At 41.3% G+C, this 17,969-nt stretch carries 22 protein-coding genes; 18 read left to right on the top strand and 4 right to left on the bottom strand.

Features of this window, described 5'->3' with window-relative positions:
* The 3 genes from AC3WVG_RS09000 to traC all read left to right on the top strand — a co-directional run.
* On the top strand, nt 1-590 hold a 590-nt coding region (locus tag AC3WVG_RS09000; RefSeq protein ID WP_488797803.1), incomplete at its 5' end, for an ATP-binding domain-containing protein.
* A 131-nt stretch (nt 591-721) separates the two neighbouring features.
* Nucleotides 722-1,480, top strand: coding sequence for a hypothetical protein (locus AC3WVG_RS08995; RefSeq protein WP_488797802.1), 759 nt, complete (start codon nt 722-724; stop codon nt 1,478-1,480).
* 341 nt (nt 1,481-1,821) lie between these two features.
* Nucleotides 1,822-4,287 (top strand): type IV secretion system protein TraC, encoded by a 2,466-nt coding sequence (traC, locus tag AC3WVG_RS08990; RefSeq protein WP_488797801.1) that lies wholly within the window; start codon nt 1,822-1,824, stop codon nt 4,285-4,287.
* Between the two features lie 74 nt (nt 4,288-4,361).
* Here the strand turns inward: traC and AC3WVG_RS08985 are convergent, their stop codons facing one another.
* Nucleotides 4,362-4,700 carry a hypothetical protein gene (locus AC3WVG_RS08985; RefSeq protein ID WP_488797800.1) on the bottom strand — a complete coding sequence of 113 codons (339 nt, stop codon included), beginning with the start codon at nt 4,698-4,700 and terminating at the stop codon, nt 4,362-4,364.
* Between the two features lie 226 nt (nt 4,701-4,926).
* On the opposite strand from AC3WVG_RS08985, the gene AC3WVG_RS08980 reads away from it, so the two are divergent.
* From AC3WVG_RS08980 to AC3WVG_RS08950, 7 genes are all read left to right on the top strand, one after another.
* On the top strand, nt 4,927-5,355 hold the full coding sequence (locus tag AC3WVG_RS08980) for a single-stranded DNA-binding protein (protein ID WP_488797799.1): 429 nt from the start codon (nt 4,927-4,929) through the stop codon (nt 5,353-5,355).
* Between the two features lie 150 nt (nt 5,356-5,505).
* Complete coding sequence (locus AC3WVG_RS08975) at nt 5,506-6,159, top strand: hypothetical protein (protein WP_488797798.1); 654 nt, start codon at nt 5,506-5,508, stop codon at nt 6,157-6,159.
* 186 nt (nt 6,160-6,345) lie between these two features.
* A complete protein-coding gene (locus AC3WVG_RS08970; protein ID WP_488797797.1) occupies nt 6,346-7,344 on the top strand; it encodes a hypothetical protein in 999 nt (332 codons plus the stop codon).
* A gap of 89 nt (nt 7,345-7,433) precedes the next feature.
* The gene (locus AC3WVG_RS08965) at nt 7,434-7,646 is read left to right on the top strand and encodes a hypothetical protein (RefSeq protein WP_488797796.1); all 213 of its coding nucleotides are present in this window, start codon (nt 7,434-7,436) and stop codon (nt 7,644-7,646) included.
* 328 nt (nt 7,647-7,974) lie between these two features.
* Entirely contained in the window at nt 7,975-8,859 is an 885-nt protein-coding gene (locus AC3WVG_RS08960) for an ArdC family protein (protein WP_488797795.1), read from the top strand.
* A complete protein-coding gene (locus tag AC3WVG_RS08955; protein WP_488797794.1) occupies nt 8,852-9,079 on the top strand; it encodes a hypothetical protein in 228 nt (75 codons plus the stop codon). The genes AC3WVG_RS08960 and AC3WVG_RS08955 overlap by 8 nt, the downstream gene beginning before the upstream one ends.
* Nucleotides 9,080-9,724: 645 nt before the next feature.
* Nucleotides 9,725-10,087 (top strand): hypothetical protein, encoded by a 363-nt coding sequence (locus AC3WVG_RS08950; RefSeq protein WP_488797793.1) that lies wholly within the window; start codon nt 9,725-9,727, stop codon nt 10,085-10,087.
* Nucleotides 10,088-10,138: 51 nt separating this feature from the next.
* On the opposite strand, the gene AC3WVG_RS08945 is transcribed toward AC3WVG_RS08950, so the two are convergent.
* On the bottom strand, nt 10,139-10,306 hold the full coding sequence (locus AC3WVG_RS08945) for a hypothetical protein (RefSeq protein ID WP_488797792.1): 168 nt from the start codon (nt 10,304-10,306) through the stop codon (nt 10,139-10,141).
* Nucleotides 10,307-10,663: 357 nt separating this feature from the next.
* Here AC3WVG_RS08945 and AC3WVG_RS08940 point away from each other — a divergent pair, with 357 nt between their 5' ends.
* From AC3WVG_RS08940 to AC3WVG_RS08905, 8 genes are read left to right on the top strand one after another with little or no spacing between them, the layout of a single operon-like run.
* Nucleotides 10,664-11,020, top strand: coding sequence for a hypothetical protein (locus AC3WVG_RS08940; RefSeq protein ID WP_488797791.1), 357 nt, complete (start codon nt 10,664-10,666; stop codon nt 11,018-11,020).
* 21 nt (nt 11,021-11,041) lie between these two features.
* Nucleotides 11,042-11,707: a hypothetical protein gene (locus AC3WVG_RS08935; RefSeq protein ID WP_488797790.1), complete on the top strand. Its 666-nt coding sequence runs from the start codon at nt 11,042-11,044 to the stop codon at nt 11,705-11,707.
* Nucleotides 11,708-11,719: 12 nt separating this feature from the next.
* Entirely contained in the window at nt 11,720-11,989 is a 270-nt protein-coding gene (locus AC3WVG_RS08930) for a type IV conjugative transfer system protein TraL (protein WP_488797789.1), read from the top strand.
* A 3-nt stretch (nt 11,990-11,992) separates the two neighbouring features.
* A complete protein-coding gene (locus AC3WVG_RS08925; RefSeq protein ID WP_488797788.1) occupies nt 11,993-12,574 on the top strand; it encodes a TraE/TraK family type IV conjugative transfer system protein in 582 nt (193 codons plus the stop codon).
* Nucleotides 12,516-13,601 (top strand): TraK domain-containing protein, encoded by a 1,086-nt coding sequence (locus AC3WVG_RS08920; protein ID WP_488797787.1) that lies wholly within the window; start codon nt 12,516-12,518, stop codon nt 13,599-13,601. Before AC3WVG_RS08925 ends, AC3WVG_RS08920 begins: the two co-directional genes overlap by 59 nt.
* The gene (locus AC3WVG_RS08915; protein ID WP_488797786.1) at nt 13,591-14,931 is read left to right on the top strand and encodes a TraB/VirB10 family protein; all 1,341 of its coding nucleotides are present in this window, start codon (nt 13,591-13,593) and stop codon (nt 14,929-14,931) included. The genes AC3WVG_RS08920 and AC3WVG_RS08915 overlap by 11 nt, the downstream gene beginning before the upstream one ends.
* An 11-nt stretch (nt 14,932-14,942) precedes the next feature.
* Nucleotides 14,943-15,488 (top strand): type IV conjugative transfer system lipoprotein TraV, encoded by a 546-nt coding sequence (traV, locus tag AC3WVG_RS08910; RefSeq protein WP_488797785.1) that lies wholly within the window; start codon nt 14,943-14,945, stop codon nt 15,486-15,488.
* 51 nt (nt 15,489-15,539) lie between these two features.
* Complete coding sequence (locus tag AC3WVG_RS08905; RefSeq protein WP_488797784.1) at nt 15,540-16,199, top strand: tyrosine-type recombinase/integrase; 660 nt, start codon at nt 15,540-15,542, stop codon at nt 16,197-16,199.
* A 65-nt stretch (nt 16,200-16,264) separates the two neighbouring features.
* Here the strand turns inward: AC3WVG_RS08905 and AC3WVG_RS08900 are convergent, their stop codons facing one another.
* Together AC3WVG_RS08900 and AC3WVG_RS08895 are read right to left on the bottom strand one after the other, a co-directional pair.
* Complete coding sequence (locus AC3WVG_RS08900; RefSeq protein WP_488797783.1) at nt 16,265-17,644, bottom strand: hypothetical protein; 1,380 nt, start codon at nt 17,642-17,644, stop codon at nt 16,265-16,267.
* 17 nt (nt 17,645-17,661) lie between these two features.
* On the bottom strand, nt 17,662-17,969 hold a 308-nt coding region (locus AC3WVG_RS08895), incomplete at its 5' end, for a hypothetical protein (RefSeq protein WP_488797782.1).

Genomic DNA, 17,969 nt, shown 5'->3' with positions numbered 1-17,969 from the left:
AAAAAGTAGAATTGGTACAAACGCAACTTCTTGATATCGTTCGTAGGCTTTTAAAGAAAGGATACAAGGAGTCGGATATACAAATTTTAACTCCGATGTACAAAGGACAGGCAGGAGTCCAGATATTAAATCAAGAATTACAGAATATATTTAATCCCCATGGTCAGAAGTTTAGAATAGGATTTACAGAATATCGTGTTGGGGATCGAGTGATGCAGATTCGCAACAATTATGATAAAGAAGTATTTAATGGCGACCAGGGGTACATTGTAAGATATGAAAAGGATGCTGGAATAGTTTATGTGGATTTTCAGGGAGACGTGAAAGACTATAGTATTCACGAAATGGATGAAATTGTTCTGGCTTATGCAATTACGGTTCACAAATCACAGGGATCGGAATATCCTGTTGTAATTCAGCCAGTGACGACTTCTCATTTTATTATGTTGCAGCGTAATCTTCTTTATACGGGAATAACCAGGGCAAAACAAGTATGTGTTTTGGTAGGAGAAAAGAAAGCGTTAGGGATAGCGGTTAGAAATAATAAGGTGACAAAACGATATACTAAGTTATCGCTGTTGTTGGAATAATTCTTTAGCCTTTTTTAGGTAGTCCATTGAGTAAGGACGCGGATCGAACGATAACTTTTTCCTTTTTTAGCCCGTATCTTTTTTTAAGATGCGGGCTTTTTTTTGCGTTGTTGTTGGGAGGCTTGGTGAAAATGGAAATGCAACTGTTTGAAACGATCTCGATTTTACTGATTTTGTTGTATGTGAGCGGGACAATTACAATGCTTGTTGGTTCACTAATGGCTTTTGTTCCGTCACTTGTTTATCATCTTTTTTTTGCGCCTGGTGTGATTTTGCATGAACTTGCTCATTTGATTTTTGCGATTATAGCGGATCAAAAAATCAAGTCTTTTGTGCCCTATCGTCCACAGGGACGGGATGATGGGACGATGGGATATGTAGAATATACGGGCGGGGCAATATCTTTCGTAAGTATTGCCCCTTTTTTTATATGTATTCCTATTGGTATGTATTTGATGGATATCTTTTGTGGAGGAGATTATCCTATGTTTCCGATAAAGTTACATACATATAATGGAATTTTAAAGCAGTGGCAGGAATATTGGCGTTTATTATGTGATGGTTACAGGCTGGTTTGGGTGGTTGTACAATCTTTTTTCAGGCATTTGGGGGAACATGATTTAAAGTATTGGTTGAAGGTGTATTTTTTTGCATCAATAGCCTGTTCCTGGATGCCCTCTTCACACGACCTGCTTTGCGCCTGGCCGGTGTTGATAGCCTTAAATTTCGCTATCTGGCTATTAAGATATATTCCCTGGGATGTTCCATTTTGGGCACAAGAATATGTTTTGCGCCTTGAATGGACATTAATATTTGGGAGTGGATTTGCATTATTTTTTGCTCTGGCAGCGTTTGCCGTGGGGTTGCTTGTGAAGTTAATAAGTAAATAAAGTAAACTAAGTAAATTTTAAAAAAAGAAAAGAAAGAAAAGAAAAGAAGGGTATTCCCCCTCACAAGTAAAAGAAGTAAACCAATTATAGCTGAAGCTTTCTGCTTCATCGCCCTGGCAACTCAATCTTCTACAGGCATAAATCTGGACACTCCCTGCCCTACTTGCTTGCTTTTTACTTCCAATTTCCTCTCCACCCAGAGCATAGCTTGTAGAGGGCAAACTCACGGAAAACTTTGTTAAACATTTAACTGAGTATAGAGCCCGCCTTTTGGCGACTTCTTTTTGCTTTTCCGGACGAATTCGCGTTGTCTCTGTAAAAGATGGAGGTGAATTTGAATTATGTTAAGAGATGAACTTTTTGCGATGCTCAACAGAGACAAACTGAGCGACTACCTGCCCTACTTGGCTTATGAGGAGGATAATAAGCTTTATCTTAATAAAGACCATAGTCTGGGTTTTATTTTGGAGCTATCTCCCGTGCCGTATGCCGGCGATGCCCAGGTGAATGCTTTAGAAACAATTTTTGAGCTGGCCTGGCCCAAAAATACGGTTTTGCAGGTGATGTTATATGCTGATCCAGACCAGGATGAAGTTTTGAAGGGGTATAGGGAACTGCGTGACAAAGCAAAAGGTGAAGGTGAAGATTTTTTAGCGGAGTGGAGTAAGCGATTTTGTGATTATTTATGGGAGCATCGGCACAAGGGGATAAGTCGTGATGTGCCAGTGCCGTTTAGGAATTTCAGGGTGTTTTTAGCAGCAAAGTACAGCACAAAGAATGTAACGGATTTGGAGTCGGAATTGACCAAGATACGGGGTTTAAGGGAAAGCGTGATTGGTGCATTTAAGGCGGCTCATATTGAAGCGATGGATGTTGAGGCAGCGGAGTTAGTATATATTATGCACAGGATTTTGAATCCCGGCAGACGTTATGGGCAGAAGATATGGAATGATAGCACTCCGTTGTCTGAACAGATAATGGAGGCTTATACGTTATTGGAAGTAGGGTCGGAGGAATTAAAGATTAATGGTTGGTATGTAAAGGTAAAGACTCCTCGCGTATATTGTACGAAGCCAACGCCGTATAAAATTAATCAGTTGTTTGGGGATTTATTGTCTGGCGGCAATCAGATGCAGATACCTTGTCCGTTTTTGTTGACGCTAAATGTTCTGCCCAAAAATGCGGGGACACATATACATAGCAAGGCCAACTTTATTGCGGCCCAAAGGGCAGCGACAAAGATAGCCCCCAGGTTGATGCGAAAGAAGGAAGAGTTTTTTCGGGCGGTAAATGAAATTGAGGAGGGGTCAAGGTTTATTTGGGGATATATGTCAGTTGTTTTGTTTGCGGAGACAGAAGACGTTTTAAGGCGGGCGGATAAAATTTTGGACGCTTGCTGGGCCAAGCAGCAGTTTGAGTTGCAGGATGAGAGATGGCTGAATTTGCCATTGTTTTTATATGCCCTACCCTTTGGTCCCCATGTGGAAGGGGCGGACAAGATTGGTAGATATGAGCCGGTAGATACAAAGACTTTGGCTATATGTAGCCCTATCCAGGCGGACTGGATGGGAACGGGAACGCCTGTGATGCCGTTTATAAGCCGGCGTGGGCAAATAATGATGTTGGATTTAAGAGACAGTGAGACAAATTATAATTGTTTTATTGCAGCGGAGTCTGGTGCCGGAAAAAGTTTTCTAACAAACTTCATAACGACAAATTATCTTAGTATAGGCGGCCAGGTTTACATTATTGATATTGGCAGGTCTTATAAAAAGTTGTGTGAGATGATCGGTGGTCAATATATAGAATTTACACCTAACAGTGGGATTTCATTAAATATATTTAGCACCCTGGATCCCAGGATGTTTAAAGAGATAGAGGATGCGGAAAGTAGTTTGTTTGTAATGTTGACCAGGGTATTGGCTCAGATGGTGAAGCCGAAGGAGCGTGTAACGGATTATGAGTACAAGTTGCTGTCCGGAGCTTTACTGAAGGCGATTAGGCGTGCCGGTGAACGTGGAGAGTATGTTTCAATTGACATGATAATAGAAATATTGCGTGAAGAGTCTAACGAGCTAGAGGAGAGGAATTTACAGGATAGGCGCAGGGCGGATTTAGCGGAAATGCTAGAACCGTATTCGTCGAGAGGGATAGCCGGGAAATGGTTTAGGGGTCCGTTGAATTTGGATTTTAACAATCGTTTTGTTGTGCTGGAGCTGGAAGAGTTGAATGCCAATCCGGATTTGAGGGAAGTGGTTTTGTTGATGATTATGAGTTTTATAGATCAGAAATTGTATTTTGGGGACAGATCTGTGCCGAAACTGATCATTATAGATGAGGCGTGGCAATTGCTTAGAGGTGCGAATACGGCGGATTTTATAGAGACAGGTTACAGGCGTGCCAGGAAGTACGGTGGCAGTTATATAACGATTACGCAGTCGGTGATGGACTTTTTTAGAGAAGACAATGCTGGTGTAGGTCAGGCGATTATATCAAATTCTGCCTTTAAATTTTTATTGGTTCAGAAGCGAGAGGATTTAAAGCGTGCCAGGGATGAAGGCAAGTTGGTTTTGAGTGATTTTGAGGCCAGGTTGGCTGAAACTGTACATACTGTCCCGGGGAAATATTCAGAGATTTTTGTTAAGTCGGATCGTGCTTATGGAGTTGGGCGGTTGTTTGTGGATAAATTTACACAGTATCTTTACAATACAAAACCTGGTGTTGTTCAATACTTAGAGAATAAGGTTGCATCCGGATATAGTTTGGCAGAAGCAATTGATATGGCGATTGCAGAGGGCATAAAATAAATTTGATTTCCCAAAACTAAGCGACCGAATCTTGACAAAATTTTTCGAGATAACTAATATTTTGCCAAGTTCATTTATTTGTCCCGTAATTTGCGGGCTAGTTTACTTTTTACATGGTGCGGATTGAGTTTCAATCGGCGGCCTGACTCCCCGAAAGGGGTGGTCCTTTGAGGCCAGGGATGTAGCCGATGGCGAGTACAGGGGAGCTTATAGTCCGGCATATAAGCGTTGAACCTGGATGCCCACCATGATGTAGGATGTAGGCAGCTAGCCGGATTAGCTGAGAGCATTTTGAGTAAGAAAGCCTGTAAGATTTTACAGGTCTTAGTCCGAAGAGGATTGCGCAAGGGAATAGTTGCGTTTTTTCCCGCGTAGTCCCCTGCCCCATTGGATTTGGCGATGAGTCTCGTCATGATATCGCACCATCTCCCCTCGCGCTGATCAGGCTGAGAGGGCAGCAGGCGTGATAAGTCGTCAATCCTACCAGTTCAATTTCAGACCATAAATCCGCAAAAAATTAAGGTGTAAAAAATTAACCCCACCAGGGGACGTGTGCGCTACTTGTCCCCTGTGGGGATTGGTGCGTCATGCGTCCTCCTGGCGTTGTTATTTCAACTCAAACAATTAAAGGAGGATACTATGGCAAGGTTAAATCGAGTACAGTTAATTGGACGTTTGGGACAGGATCCTCAACTGGCATATCTGCCAAGCGGGGAACCAGTAGCAAACCTGTCAGTTGCAACGGACGAAAGCTACACTGATAGGGACGGCAATCGAGTTGAACGTGCTGAATGGCACAGGGTTGTGCTATTCGGAAAACCTGCCGAATTTGCCAGTCAGTATTTACAAAAAGGCAGGTTGGTTTATGTAGAAGGAAAACTAAGAACCAGAAAATGGCAGGACAAGCAGGGACAGGACAGATATACTACAGAGATTGTAGGTTTTACCATCCAGGCTTTGGACAGGCCAAAAGATGGTGAAGTTCAAGACCATGGACAAGAACCAACAAACGCAGATGTAACTCCGCCTCCGTCTTTCCCTGCTGATATGGATGATGCCCCATTTTAGTCTAATTTTGGTTTAATAATTGAGGCTAGGCGAAACTAAACTTTTAGAATTGCCTGGCCTTTTTTGTAACCCCGCCAGGGGAGGATGCAAATCCCCTGAACGGGGATTTTTGTATCCTCCTGACGGCGGTAAAACCAGAAGGAGGATACAATGGCCGTTGAGATTACCCGTTTTAACAAGCAAACTGGCAAAAATGAAACAAAAGTTTACGAAACTGTCGCTGAACGTGTTAGAAAATTTAGGGAAGCCTGTCCTATTTCTGAGGGATGGGCACTTGTAACGGATGTAAGCTGTCCCACCGAAGATATTGTTTTGGCTGTGGCCAAAATAATTTCTCCAAGTGGCCAGATTGTAGCCACAGGGACGGCCGAAGAAAAGCGAAATTCATCTTTAATAAATAAGACGTCTGCTGTTGAAAACGCCGAAACTTCCGCCATAGGCCGTGCGCTTATGGCTGCTGGTTTTGGCGGCGGTGAATTCTGCTCTGCTGAGGAACTTTTGCAGGCTTTGAAGCAGCAGCAAGAGATTGAAGCGGTAGTAGAAAAAAACAAAACTACTCCTCAAAAATCTCAGGGTAAAACTGCCCAACCAAACCAATCAAAAACATCTCAGCCTACCCAGTCATCTCAACCACAATCTGAGGATCTTCTGAAGTATCTCCCACCGATAGACGGTGTGGAGTATGTGCAGGAAAATGGTCAGATTGTGGCCAAGGGGAAGACTTATGGCAAGAGTAATGTTTTAAAGGCTGCTGGATTTAAATGGAATGCCCAGCGAAAGGTTTGGTATAGAGAGGCAGCGTGATGGAATGGTCTGAATGGTCTGCAATTTTTGTCGGGTTTTGTTATGGTTTAATAGCTGCTTACGGTTTTTTATATCTTGTAAGCAAGTATAGCAAGTAATCCTCCGCGCGGAGGGAGATGCGAATTTCCCTCCGCAAGGGGGATTTGCGTCTCCTTTCGTGCAGTCAAGCAGATAAGGAGACGTATCATGTGTAAATTAAGTGAAATTTTGGCGAAGGGACTCCAAACTTATGCAAAGAAAAAGAGTGAGAATGAATTAGGAGACCGCAGCGTTTATATTGGCGCTTCAGATATACCTAATTGTCCGCGTAAAGTCATTCTGGATAAATTGGATTCTGAGGATCATGATCTAGAGACCTTGGTTCGTTTTGAACGGGGTCATCTAGCAGAGAACATCGTTGCTAATGCTTTACAGTCAGCAGGTTATGGCAACTTTGTTCGGCAGTATGAGGTTGACGCCACCGAGTCCCTTGGTGTGCCTGTAAAGGCCCATCTGGATTTTGTGTGGTTTGGCAAAAATAGCGTGTCTGTCCTGGAAGTCAAAACAGTATCCGGCATTCCTGATTCTCCTTATGAGAGTTGGGAAATGCAATTATACGCTCAGATGGGTTTTTTGGCTCTGTCTGGTGTTGAGGGACAGATTAGAGGTGCAATCCTGGCCCTGGATTTGAACAGCGGTCAGCATAAAGTTTTCAACGGCTATGAGCATAACGAAGAAATTGCTCAAAGCCTTTTTGATAAGGCGGTCATAATGTGGGAAGCTCTGGCTGCTATTCGTGCTGGCCAGGTGGATGAAGATTGGCAGGATAAACTCACTATCCAGCCAAATCAGCTTTGCTGCTGTTGCAACCATTCCGCATCCTGCCCTCGATTCCGAGGCGAAGTGGAGATGCCGGAGATTGAGGAAGAGGCAAAAGAGCTTCTCAGGCTCAAGGCTCAAAAGAAGTCTCTTGATGCTCAGATCAAGGCTAAGCAAGCTCCTCTGATGGAGATATTTGCCAAGGTTGGCATAGAGCCAGGCACTAAGGTGCGTGCTGGCAATCTGGTTCTGAAGCTGGTCTCCAGGAAGTCAAAATATCTCGTCAAGGATGCTGTGATAGCGAAGTTAGAAGAGATAGGAGAAGACCTTTCTGCTTACCAGCGGGAAAGCGTCTCTCAGTACATAGACATTAAAGGTTTGAAATAAATTTCAACCCCAGTCCAGGGGAGAAGCTAATTCTCCCCTGGCGGGGCCATAGCTTCTCCTCTGTGATTGGGAAAAACGGAGGGTTAGCTATGGCAGCATTTCACAGATACATTGGTAGAGAGATTGGTCTAGCATGTAGGGTTAATGGAAAGATGAGGAGAGTTGTTGGGATTCTTGTTGGATTTCGCAACTCTAAGTTGTTAATTAAAACAGCTAATCTTTCCGAACCTGTAGGATTTGTGATTGGCAGAGATCAGTGGATTCCGTTTTATCTCGGGCCAAAATTAGACCGTATCGCTTAACCCACCCCTTATACCAGGGGACGCATTGCTGTCCCCTGATGGGGGTTGCGTCCCTGTGAGGGGATAAACCCAAAAGGAGGGGCGTATGAGCATTCCTGGACGAATTATCAACCTGAAGAAAGAAGGCTTTCTGCCGCTCAAAATCCACAAGGGAAAAATAATAAAGGTAAAATGTCTCTTTTGCGGGAAGGAAATGTCCTATTCTCGAAGAAAGGAGCATTTTTGTAGTTAAAATAAACATAATTTAACAACCCCAACCCAGGGGGAGACGCTACGTTTCCCCCTGTGGGGTGTAGTGTTCTCCCTCTGGCAAAATATGGAGGGAGACATGAGCGTTTACGACATAGTTACTGAGAAAATAATTGCCCAGCTTGAGAAGGGTCAAATCCCCTGGCAGCGTCCCTGGAAACAGGAGCGGCCACGCAACATCAAAGGCCGTCCTTATAAGGGCGTGAACCTACTGCTTCTTGCCGATGCTCCATATTCCTGCCCAATCTGGGCAACTTTTAAGCAGATCAAGGAGCGAGGCGGAAGCATCAAAGCTGGGGAGAAAGGAACACTGGTGGTTTTCTATAAGCCTGAGACTCAACCGGTTATTCCAGAAGGGATGACTGAGGAAGAGTTTGAGGCAAAGGTTGCTGCAGGCGAGCTTCAACCTGAATATGAGAAAACCTACTGGCTGCTCAGATACTATAAGGTTTTCAATCTTGAGCAGACTACGCTTGAGATTGAGAAATACTGGCAGCCGGTTTCCAACGATTTCCAGCCAATTGAGCAAGCTGAGAAAGTAGTTGAGAACATGCCTAACCGCCCTGCAATTGTTCACGAGGGCAGTGTTGAGGCAGCGTACTATGTAAACATTGATACGATAAAATTACCACACCAAGAGCATTTTCTTAGTCCTGAAGGGTACTATGAAACTCTTTTCCATGAGTTGACCCACTCCACCGGCCATAAATCAAGGCTTAATCGGAAATCTCTTACGGCATACTCTCCCTTTGGCGGAACTGAATACTCCAAAGAGGAACTGGTGGCGGAATTAGGAAGTGCTTTCCTTTGTTCTGAATGTGGCATTGAACAAAATTATGACAATAGAGCAGCCTATATTCAGTCCTGGTTGCAGGCACTCCGCAACGACAAGCGGATGATAGTACATGCTTCAAGCCAGGCGCAGAAGGCTGCGGATTACATACTGGGGGGCCGTCATGAATAAGGTAAGGATTACACATCATGCTCTAGACAGGGCAAGTCAGCGGCTTCTCCATAGATGGAAAGAAGAACGGTATCCGGGAGAAGGTTTGTACTCCTGGTTGTATCGCTTAGCTAACAAGGTTGGCCAGGATGTTAAAGCCGATACTGTTCTTTGGTATCGGGGTATCAGATTTGCTTTTCGCAAGAGAGGCAAAAAGGTAATCCTGGCAACGGTATATTAAAAAAAATAACTAGCCCCACAGGGCTTCCTTTTTTGGAGGCCCTGACGGGGAACTGTCTCGGCCTCCAGAATTTGTCCCTGGGTAAAGGAGGTCGAGTCGGTGAAGATGATAAAATTAATTTTTATAAGATTTTTTATCACTTTTCTGGATTCTTTTCGTTGGATATGGATTGGGGCCTTTACAGGTAATCTAATTGGAATTATTTTAGAAAAAAAGAATCTGGATTAGTATGGATATTAATAAGTTTTTTGTATTTAGTAATAAATATAGTTATAAGCGAAAGTTTTTTAGTGATGATAAACAAAAATAGGAGTGGTGCAAATGAAAGAGATAATGATTGCGACTATGATAGTTAATACAATATTCATTATTCCTGCTATCTGGTTGCTTTATAGAGAATGGAAAAAACAGAAAAAGCATTGTTAATTTATTGCCCAGGTTGCTGTTTTTGTCGGCATCGTACAATTGCTCGGTAAATAGTTTGTGAACTAACCCCTACCAGGGGACGCACTGTCCCCTGTGGGGGATTTTTCCAGCAAAAGTTGAAAAATCGAGTTATGTAGTAGTTAAACCCACCCCGGAGGGGGCGCATTCCCCTCTGGGGAGATGCGTCCTCTTTTCGGGTAAACCAGAGGAGGGCGTATCATGAGAATAGAAGAAATCAAGGCTATGTTTGAGTTTGATAACACGGTAGAACATTTTTATGTAGATGTTCCTTTAGGAATGTACCAAATATTTCCAGATGTAGTGCGAATTCACACAACGAACTGTTGTGATGAAATCCCGTTAGAACGTGCAGAAGAGATTCTCAAGAATCTCAAATCAGAGGATTTGATCCCAGTATTTATTGATGAGCCTAAACCAATGTCTCTTTCGGATTGGGAGTTCGATTTTCAAATAGAACGGTCTGATCCTTCCACCCCTGCTTTCTGGGGCGAGGAAGACCTTACGGATTACATTAAGAGAAACGCCTGTTCGGAAGAATTAGCGTTTCTCGGTTTAACTTAAATTTAGGGCGGGCTTTGGCCTGCCCTGGTAAACCAAAGGAGGAGGATTATGTTAAGGAGGGAAAGTTATTTGTCCAAAGGCTTTAGGTAAGATTTTGGCAGGTTTATATCCCCTCTCTAAAACCTTCCTTTTAATCTTGCCTTTAAAGCCTACCTTGTATTCTGTACCGTTTCTGGCAAAAAATCCTTTACCGAGTTTGGATGATTTTAGAAAGACCATTGGGTTTTCGTCCTTCTATTTAAAGGCAAAGGCTTAAATCAAGTATTAACTTTTCTAACCCTGTGGCCCATCAGGTGAATATGGGCATTATCCTGTCTTAATAATCTCTTCCAAAAATAAAATCCTGCCTATTATCTGTTTAATCGCGCTGTTTTGAAAAAAAGGGTTCCGGCCGCCCTAATTGGTCGGGTCGCAACGCAGGACATCTGCGGGTATAAATAGAGCACTAATTTAGTGCTTAATTTTGCTGGCCCTGTACTCAATTTCAGTGGTGACTTCCCTGTCCTCATTGAAATTGAGTACAGGGCTTTTTTTTTTGCGTTGTATCGGTGAGATAACGCAAAAAGGGGGATAAATATGAAACTATATCGTATTTTTTCTGTTACAAAGAAAGGTCGAATAGCGGAATGGTTGTTTGATGGCGAAAGAGAGCGAACAAAAGAAGAGTATGGCAATATGATACAAAATTATGACAAATTGGATAAAGTTGAGCGTTCCTTTGCTGAACAAGGTATAGATGAAATTTTTTTGTTTGATGAAGTGTGTGAACTTCAGGAAAAAATTGAGTCGGCGTTAGGGTGGACTGTTAATGTTATAGAAGTTGATTTGCCTGTATTGCGTTACCCTGCCCTGTTAAGGCGTAAAATTTGTCCATATTGGTTTAAGTCATGTTTTTTAAGCGTCTCATTTCCGGTTATTATTTTTATGCCCTGACTCATCAAAGGAGGTGTTGTTATGGGGCTGGAAAACTCTGCGGCCACCGGTGTTGCTAATGTAAAACCCAAAAAAAAGTTTATACGTGTCATAGCTCTTGTTTTGCTTGTTATAGATTTTGGGAGTTTTGGAGTATTTTTATATAATTCCATGTTTAGCAGGACAGGAGCGGTAATATTTGCTGAGCGAAAAAGCACTGCAGATGATGTGTTCTGGCCGTCTTTTGTGAAAGAACTAAGAGAGTTTGCTGAAAGAGGATATCCGTTTGTCGGAACAGTAATGCAGGTTTATAAAAAAGTTAGACCAAAGTGTGGTTTGGTTGCTGATTATCTTACGCAAAAAGCTCTGCGTTTTTGTGCTGTAGGCTACTATTTTATAGCCGGCATACTGATTTTGGCCTTTGTAGCAGCAGAGGCTTTTGTTAGCAGGGCAAGGAAAAAGTTAGAGTTTAAAAACATATCCTCTACAAAATACCACCTGTCTTTACGCGCAGGCTTAGGAACCTCCCTTGGCCTGGTGCTTTTCTATATCTTTTTACCTGCCGGCAATTCCCTGTTTGGTTTTGCCTTCCCTGACACTGCTGGTCCATTTTGGCTGGCTGATCCTGCGCTATGGGCATGTCTAATTGTCGCTGGGACTGGGGCCGCGTTGTACTGCATAGTCTCTAATTTACCGTCTGACATTTAAGGGAGGTGGTTTATGCAAGGATGGTGGCCAAAATATTTAAATTCTCCGATCCAGGTTCTCTGGTGGGAGACAGATGAGATTTTACCTCTAGCAATTGGAATATTCTTTTCGGTGGCTTTCCATAGCTGGGGCCCCCTGTTTGCTGGAACGGCAGCCAGTGCGGTTTTGATTAAAATGAAAAAAAGATTACCGAAAGGCTTTTTGTTTAACCTGGCATATAGGATGTATTTGCATAGGATGAAAGGTATGCCAAACTTTATCATTAAAAGATTTGTGGAGTAAGTCATGAAAATAGCAAACTATCTTACAGCCTGGAAGAACCTTGATGCAATGCTTAGGGTTTATAAATTTGGGTTTTTGCTTGCCGTTGGGTGTATAATTTTTCTGGTGATATATCTTCAGATTGTGCAGAGCAAGCAAAAAACTATAATTGTACCTACACATTTGGCCGCTAAGATCGAAATATCAGATATTGAAGCAAGTCCTGCTTATGTACGTGCCATGGGACAATATTTCGCTGATCTACTGTATGATTTTACGCCTTATAATATCGAGAAACGGTATCGTGAGCTTCTTAGTTTTGTAAGTGCCGACGTATTTCCAGAGTTGAAAGAGATTTTAGACAAAAAAATAACCAAGGCACAGAAAGTAGGCATAATACAGGATTTTCAGATTGATGCGGTGTATGTGTTGCAGAATCGGCGTTGTTTGATCAGGGGCAAGGCTCGAAGATTTGTCGGGTCTGAGCTGGTAGGAAATGAGATGAAAAATGTAATTATCCAATACAAAATTGTAGATGGAGGCATGTATGTTGAAGGCATTAAAGAAATTGATGATACTGAGTATAACAACCTTGTCCGTCGTTAATTCAGCAATTGCCGGTGATTATTTAAAGATCAAAAGTTCTGTTAGTCGAGCAAAAGTATATTATAAAAAAAGAGATGGAGGTTTTATACATAAAAGTTATCTTGCCAACAAAAGAAACAGGGTCTTTCGTGTTGTTGAACGAAAACAAAATGTTGATGTTTGTAATGGAAAAGACATCGTTTTAATAGATAAAATCGGGTGGGTCTGCAGTGGGATTTTTGAATCTGTGGATCATGTCCCTGATGGGTACGTAGTTTACGGGCAACAAAAACGGCCTGTGCAGGTAAAACCAAAAACAAAGGTTCGGGAGAAGCGAAAAAAAAGTCTGGTTGAGAGTGCCAGATACGAAAGTTTGCGAAAGCTGGTTGGTATGTCTCAGGTTCAGCATGTTAAGCCGGACAATCCACAACTTGTAGTTTTAAGCAAAAATTATACGAATAGAATCATGTGCAAAGGACAGATGCAAAAAGTGATACATAACAAGGATCATCTCATTGAGATAGAGTATGATGACCACAATATATTTATTAAAGCACCTAAAAATAAGATGCTGCAATTCCTAAGCGATTTGGTCATAAAATGTGATGATAATATATACCAGCTAAACACTGCGTATGATTCAGCTTTGCCTGGGCAGCAGGTTGTTCTGGATGTGCCGGAAAAACAAAATATTAACGTCAAAAAATATGCCCAGGAGATAAAGAAGATATCTGCGCTGGATTTTGAGGTGAAAGTGTCAAGGTTGTTAAAGATGGCTTATCTAAATGAATATCCAGGGTTTTGGATTGTTAAAGACAGGTTTAATCGTACAGGTGATATGACCTTGTTAAGGGAGATAAATACAAACGTGGACAAGATACACATATATGATTTTGTATTATCTGGTCACGATGAGCAAAAAGCGTTGGAGTTTGTCAAAAAATTTGTAGTAGAAGTGGGCATAAAGTATATAGCAACTGGCCTCGTCAAAGGTGAAGATAGCTTAAGGGTGCTTCTGGTTGCCCAGGAGGTGTACCATGCGGGATAAAATTAATAGTGCGTTACAGTTTTTTAAAATAAAATACGCTGCGATTGGTTCGCAAAAAAAGGTAGCGGTAGTTGTTGGGGTGTTAATCGGGTTGGTTCTACTGGGGATTTACTCTACTTATCCTAATGGAAATACAGTAAAGAATAAAAAGAAGCAGGAAAAGGTTGTGCTAAGTGATGATGAGTATGTGCGGGAAAAATGGTTAGGCTCGGCAGAACGGAAGGTGCAGGAGCTAAAAAGAGAGGTGCAAGAACTTAGAGAACAGGTTGAAAGGCTAAAAAATCAAGGTGATCATGGTTATATTAGCTCTTCTATAAATAATTCAGGCCAGCATGAGGATGAAATAGATGTTATTTCCAAACGGATCAACGAGGTTATTGCGCAAGCTCCGGTGAAGAAACCTAAACTGGAGGAACTCGCACCGCCCTCCCCTGTTTATCCGGATAAAGAACTCTCGAAAAAGAGGGGTTCGGACAATAAAAACAAGGTTGTGGCAAATGCGATGGCAAAAGCTCTTAATGGTAAGAATAAAAAGGGGAACAACAAAGTTACAACGGGGAAAAATCAAGATAAGGGGAAAAAAGAGGAAGTTTCCAGCAGTTCAATGGCGGTTATAGAGATAGCTGGTTCTGGTGAGGAAAATAAGGGTCCTGACAGAGAGGATCAGGCAGAAAAGCAACAGACACTTTATATCCCGCCTACCACGTTTGTTGAGGGAATGCTTTTAACGGGCCTTGATGCGCCTACTGGGGTAAAGGCTGCAAAAGCTCCTCATCCGGTAATGATCAGGCTCCAGGATTTATCATTTCTGCCTAATGAGGTCAGGCAAAATATACTTGGTTGCCGTTTGTTAGGCGAAGGATACGGGGAATTGTCTTCTGAAAGAGCTTACATCCGCCTGGTCAGTTTAAGTTGTGTAGATTTTGAATCGAAGGAAGTCGTAAGTGCCCCGGCCAAAGGATATGTGGCGGATAATGACGGTAAAATCGGGCTTAGGGGCGAAGTTGTTTCCAAACAGGGTATGTTTCTGGCCAGATCGCTTATCAGTGCTTTTATTGAGGGCGTAGCCCAAGGGTTCAAGACTACACAACAGACAGTTGTGGCTACTGATAGCGGAACTGTTACCACTACCAATCCTATAGAGGGATTTGGAGATGGTTTTATGGCTGGAGTTTCATCTGGCGCGGCCAAGTCTGCCGAAAAGTTGAGTGAATTTTATCTAAAATTGGCAGAAGAAATGTTTCCTGTAATTGAAATCGGGGCTTTGAGGCATGTTACAGTTGTGTTTACAGGCCCAATAGAAGCCAAGTTTGAAAAAAAATTTAGTTAAAAGGGGGGAACATGAAACAAATAATGATTCTGTTGGCATTGGCATTTTTGCTGGGTGGTTGTGCATCAATGCCTTACAAGAGTAACTTTAGCTGTCCCCAGGCTGAGAAAGGTACCTGTGGACCGGTAAAGGATATTTATAAAACTGCTCTTTATGGACAAAATGACGATAATATAAATTTTTCTTCTGAAGATGTAACGGAATTGATTAAAAAATTAAGGAGATGCGCCAGTTCAGATGACAGAAAGTGTGTGCGAGAAACAGAGGATGAGCTTAGAAAAAAATTTGAATCGGCTGTTAAAACTGGAGAAAAAAGAGCCAGGCTGGACATGGCCGGTAAAATTGAAAGTTTTAGATTAAAGGCAACTACTGTGCCTCTTGATGAAGAGTTGCAGATTAAGCCTGTGATAATGAAGATAATTTTTGCGAAATATAAAACCAAAGAAGGACTGCTTGTTGGTGAGCATGCGGTATACAAGGTAGTGTCATACGGTGATTGGGTTGTAGAGGCTAGTGATAATATTAGTCAAAAGATGCGTATCGGTTCGGTGTATTGAGGCAAGCTACACGACAATTAAGGTAATCGTCTAATCTAAAAAGGAGTGGGCATGAACCTGGCAGTAGCGACTTCATCGCCTGCTTTGCTCCGGCAGGGTGGTCTGAAAATAGCTTATTTATCCGCTGTGGAGGTGGATCAGCTAACCACAACTTTCCAATTATGGTATGACAATGCCAAGACCAATGGACAGAGAAAAACCAGAGGCCGGTACTGGTTGGCTTATTTGGTTCTGCGCTTCACTGGGGCCAGGCTTGGAGAATTGTTGAAAATAGATGACCAGACAGACATCAATACTAGGGCAAATGAAATTAGGATTACCACCTTAAAAAGACGCAAAGCTCAGCCAAAAAGGATTGTCCCTATCCCTGCTAATGTTTGTTCTGAAATTGCGACTTATCTTATGGAATTTCCTGAAATGAGGGGCAAAGTCTTTAAATTGGATCAGGGCAATTTCAGGCGAGTTTTTTATGACAGGGCCAGGGAAGCGGGTATTATGCGAGAGACATATAAAGAGAACGGCCAGAAAGAAATATTCCCTCACCCACATTCGCTCAGGCATACCAGGGCAATGGAGCTTTTAGCTAATGGCGTGCCTGTCACAGCGGTTCAGGACCTTTTAGGTCATTCCAGCTTGCTGACTACGGCGGAGTATTTAAGGTTGAGCGGCCAGGATATTAAGGGAATTTTGCAGGCAAAAGGGATGATTTAAGTACGCAGGGTGTTGTGGGAAGGGCGGGAAAACCCCAGCTATCCGATTAACCGCAATCTATTTGTTCAGCGTCCTTTTTCTATAATTTTGATTATCCGATCCAATAGATCTTTTACCAGATTAGAATCTAGTTTATCTTTTTTTGTGGTGTCTGCTCTAAATAAAATTGGGTTATCAAAAATTTGTCTTATTGTATCTATTACAAATTGTCTATACTCATCATTGTCAGAATTTTCTGATATTTTCTTAACTAAATCAAGATATGGAGAGAGGGAAAACGATATTGATGATTTAAAACCATATAATTCCTCAAATTCACGTTCCTTGGCATATTGGTGAATAGCGTATCCAATAAAAAAAACAATTGGAATGCTAACTGTTACACGTAATAAAAAACCAGGAGTTTTATAGAACGGTATATTACTTGAAAGTGACTGTACATGATTTGCAATCCAGACAATAACTATTACCTGCGCTATAATTGCAGCCACAGTTAATGCAGCCCAAATCCATTTTGAAATTTCGATTTTCTTTTTTCTTTCCTCAAAAGCACTAAACAATGAAGTGCCAACAGCCTTTAACAAATGTTCTTTAATTTCTTCTTGTAATATTTTATTTTCTTTTATGATGTTATTAGTTTCAGCACGGGATGATTTGACGGTATTTTCAGCATCATTTTTTGTAGAATTCATAACTCTCTTAAACTCTTCAATTTCATTGAAAAAATCTCTAATTTTTGCCTCATTCGCACTAACATCATCCTGTAATTTTTGTGTGGTGTCTCTATGAGATTGAATTTGATTTCTGAAATTGGTTATTTCAACTGCTTTCTGAGAGCTTTCATTAAATAACTTCTTTATATTATTAAATAATTGAGATGATTGCTGTTGAAAAGATTTAATATTTTCAACAAATTTTCGTGCAACCTCTTCATGTTCTTTTGCTTTTTTATTAATTTTCAAAGATTCACGACTTGCCTCAGTAGCCTTCTCGGCTTCCTTGATTAAGTTTGTTAGGCGAAGTGTCTGTTGTTCGATCTCATGATCAGACAATCCAGATGCTCGTGGGAAAAAATCAGTTGCCAACAAAAATATCTTTTGAGCACTGTCATCAGTACCATTTTGAAGTGTTACATTTATATGCCCAAAAGCAAAATTGACACTAACATTAACTACCAGATTATTAGTATTAGGAAAAACGAATTTAAGATTTCCTGATGTAAAACGCTTATCTGTTAATTGTTCTAAGTCGTTTTTTACCTGTTCAATATTGCCGGTGAGTTGTAATGGTAGGGCTCCACCAGAAAATGTTAGTATCGGATTTTGTACTGGGCCAAAACCTGATATACTTTGCAATTTATCAGCAAATGCTAAAAAATTTTCTGGTGTCAAAAATGCTTCGGAAGATATCCAAGCAAGTTGACGCTGATTAACAGGCTTTTGCATTGAAATTGATGCTCCATTTATAGCGATTTAGTTATTTTATAAATGTTAGCGCATAACTTTTTAGAAAGTTTCAATGTTGAAACTCTTAAACCTGTAAACAATCTGCTAAACGGAGTTTTTGCATGAACATCATTAAATTCTCTATACAAATTAAATTCAATATCATCACCATCAAATTCTTTGTGAATAAAATATTTATTAATATGATAAATTTTTATATCTATACCTTTAATATTACAAAGTAAATATTTATAAATAAATAGCTCAAACATTAATGTATTTTTATAAAAGTATTTTATTCTTTTATTACTAGTCTCTATTGTAA

The sequence above is a fragment of the Desulfovulcanus sp. genome (assembly GCF_982781345.1).
This window is presented reverse-complemented; position numbering and strand designations above follow the sequence as displayed.

Bases quoted from the DNA above. Each gene is read 5' to 3' on its own strand.
- AC3WVG_RS08995 (WP_488797802.1), top strand. From the start codon at position 722: ATGGAAATGCAACTGTTTGAAACGATCTCGATTTTACTGATTTTGTTG.
- traC (WP_488797801.1), top strand. From the start codon at position 1,822: ATGTTAAGAGATGAACTTTTTGCGATGCTCAACAGAGACAAACTGAGC.
- AC3WVG_RS08985 (WP_488797800.1), bottom strand. From the start codon at position 4,700: ATGACGAGACTCATCGCCAAATCCAATGGGGCAGGGGACTACGCGGGA.
- AC3WVG_RS08980 (WP_488797799.1), top strand. From the start codon at position 4,927: ATGGCAAGGTTAAATCGAGTACAGTTAATTGGACGTTTGGGACAGGAT.
- AC3WVG_RS08975 (WP_488797798.1), top strand. From the start codon at position 5,506: ATGGCCGTTGAGATTACCCGTTTTAACAAGCAAACTGGCAAAAATGAA.
- AC3WVG_RS08970 (WP_488797797.1), top strand. From the start codon at position 6,346: ATGTGTAAATTAAGTGAAATTTTGGCGAAGGGACTCCAAACTTATGCA.
- AC3WVG_RS08965 (WP_488797796.1), top strand. From the start codon at position 7,434: ATGGCAGCATTTCACAGATACATTGGTAGAGAGATTGGTCTAGCATGT.
- AC3WVG_RS08960 (WP_488797795.1), top strand. From the start codon at position 7,975: ATGAGCGTTTACGACATAGTTACTGAGAAAATAATTGCCCAGCTTGAG.
- AC3WVG_RS08955 (WP_488797794.1), top strand. From the start codon at position 8,852: ATGAATAAGGTAAGGATTACACATCATGCTCTAGACAGGGCAAGTCAG.
- AC3WVG_RS08950 (WP_488797793.1), top strand. From the start codon at position 9,725: ATGAGAATAGAAGAAATCAAGGCTATGTTTGAGTTTGATAACACGGTA.
- AC3WVG_RS08945 (WP_488797792.1), bottom strand. From the start codon at position 10,306: ATGGTCTTTCTAAAATCATCCAAACTCGGTAAAGGATTTTTTGCCAGA.
- AC3WVG_RS08940 (WP_488797791.1), top strand. From the start codon at position 10,664: ATGAAACTATATCGTATTTTTTCTGTTACAAAGAAAGGTCGAATAGCG.
- AC3WVG_RS08935 (WP_488797790.1), top strand. From the start codon at position 11,042: ATGGGGCTGGAAAACTCTGCGGCCACCGGTGTTGCTAATGTAAAACCC.
- AC3WVG_RS08930 (WP_488797789.1), top strand. From the start codon at position 11,720: ATGCAAGGATGGTGGCCAAAATATTTAAATTCTCCGATCCAGGTTCTC.
- AC3WVG_RS08925 (WP_488797788.1), top strand. From the start codon at position 11,993: ATGAAAATAGCAAACTATCTTACAGCCTGGAAGAACCTTGATGCAATG.
- AC3WVG_RS08920 (WP_488797787.1), top strand. From the start codon at position 12,516: ATGTTGAAGGCATTAAAGAAATTGATGATACTGAGTATAACAACCTTG.
- AC3WVG_RS08915 (WP_488797786.1), top strand. From the start codon at position 13,591: ATGCGGGATAAAATTAATAGTGCGTTACAGTTTTTTAAAATAAAATAC.
- traV (WP_488797785.1), top strand. From the start codon at position 14,943: ATGAAACAAATAATGATTCTGTTGGCATTGGCATTTTTGCTGGGTGGT.
- AC3WVG_RS08905 (WP_488797784.1), top strand. From the start codon at position 15,540: ATGAACCTGGCAGTAGCGACTTCATCGCCTGCTTTGCTCCGGCAGGGT.
- AC3WVG_RS08900 (WP_488797783.1), bottom strand. From the start codon at position 17,644: ATGCAAAAGCCTGTTAATCAGCGTCAACTTGCTTGGATATCTTCCGAA.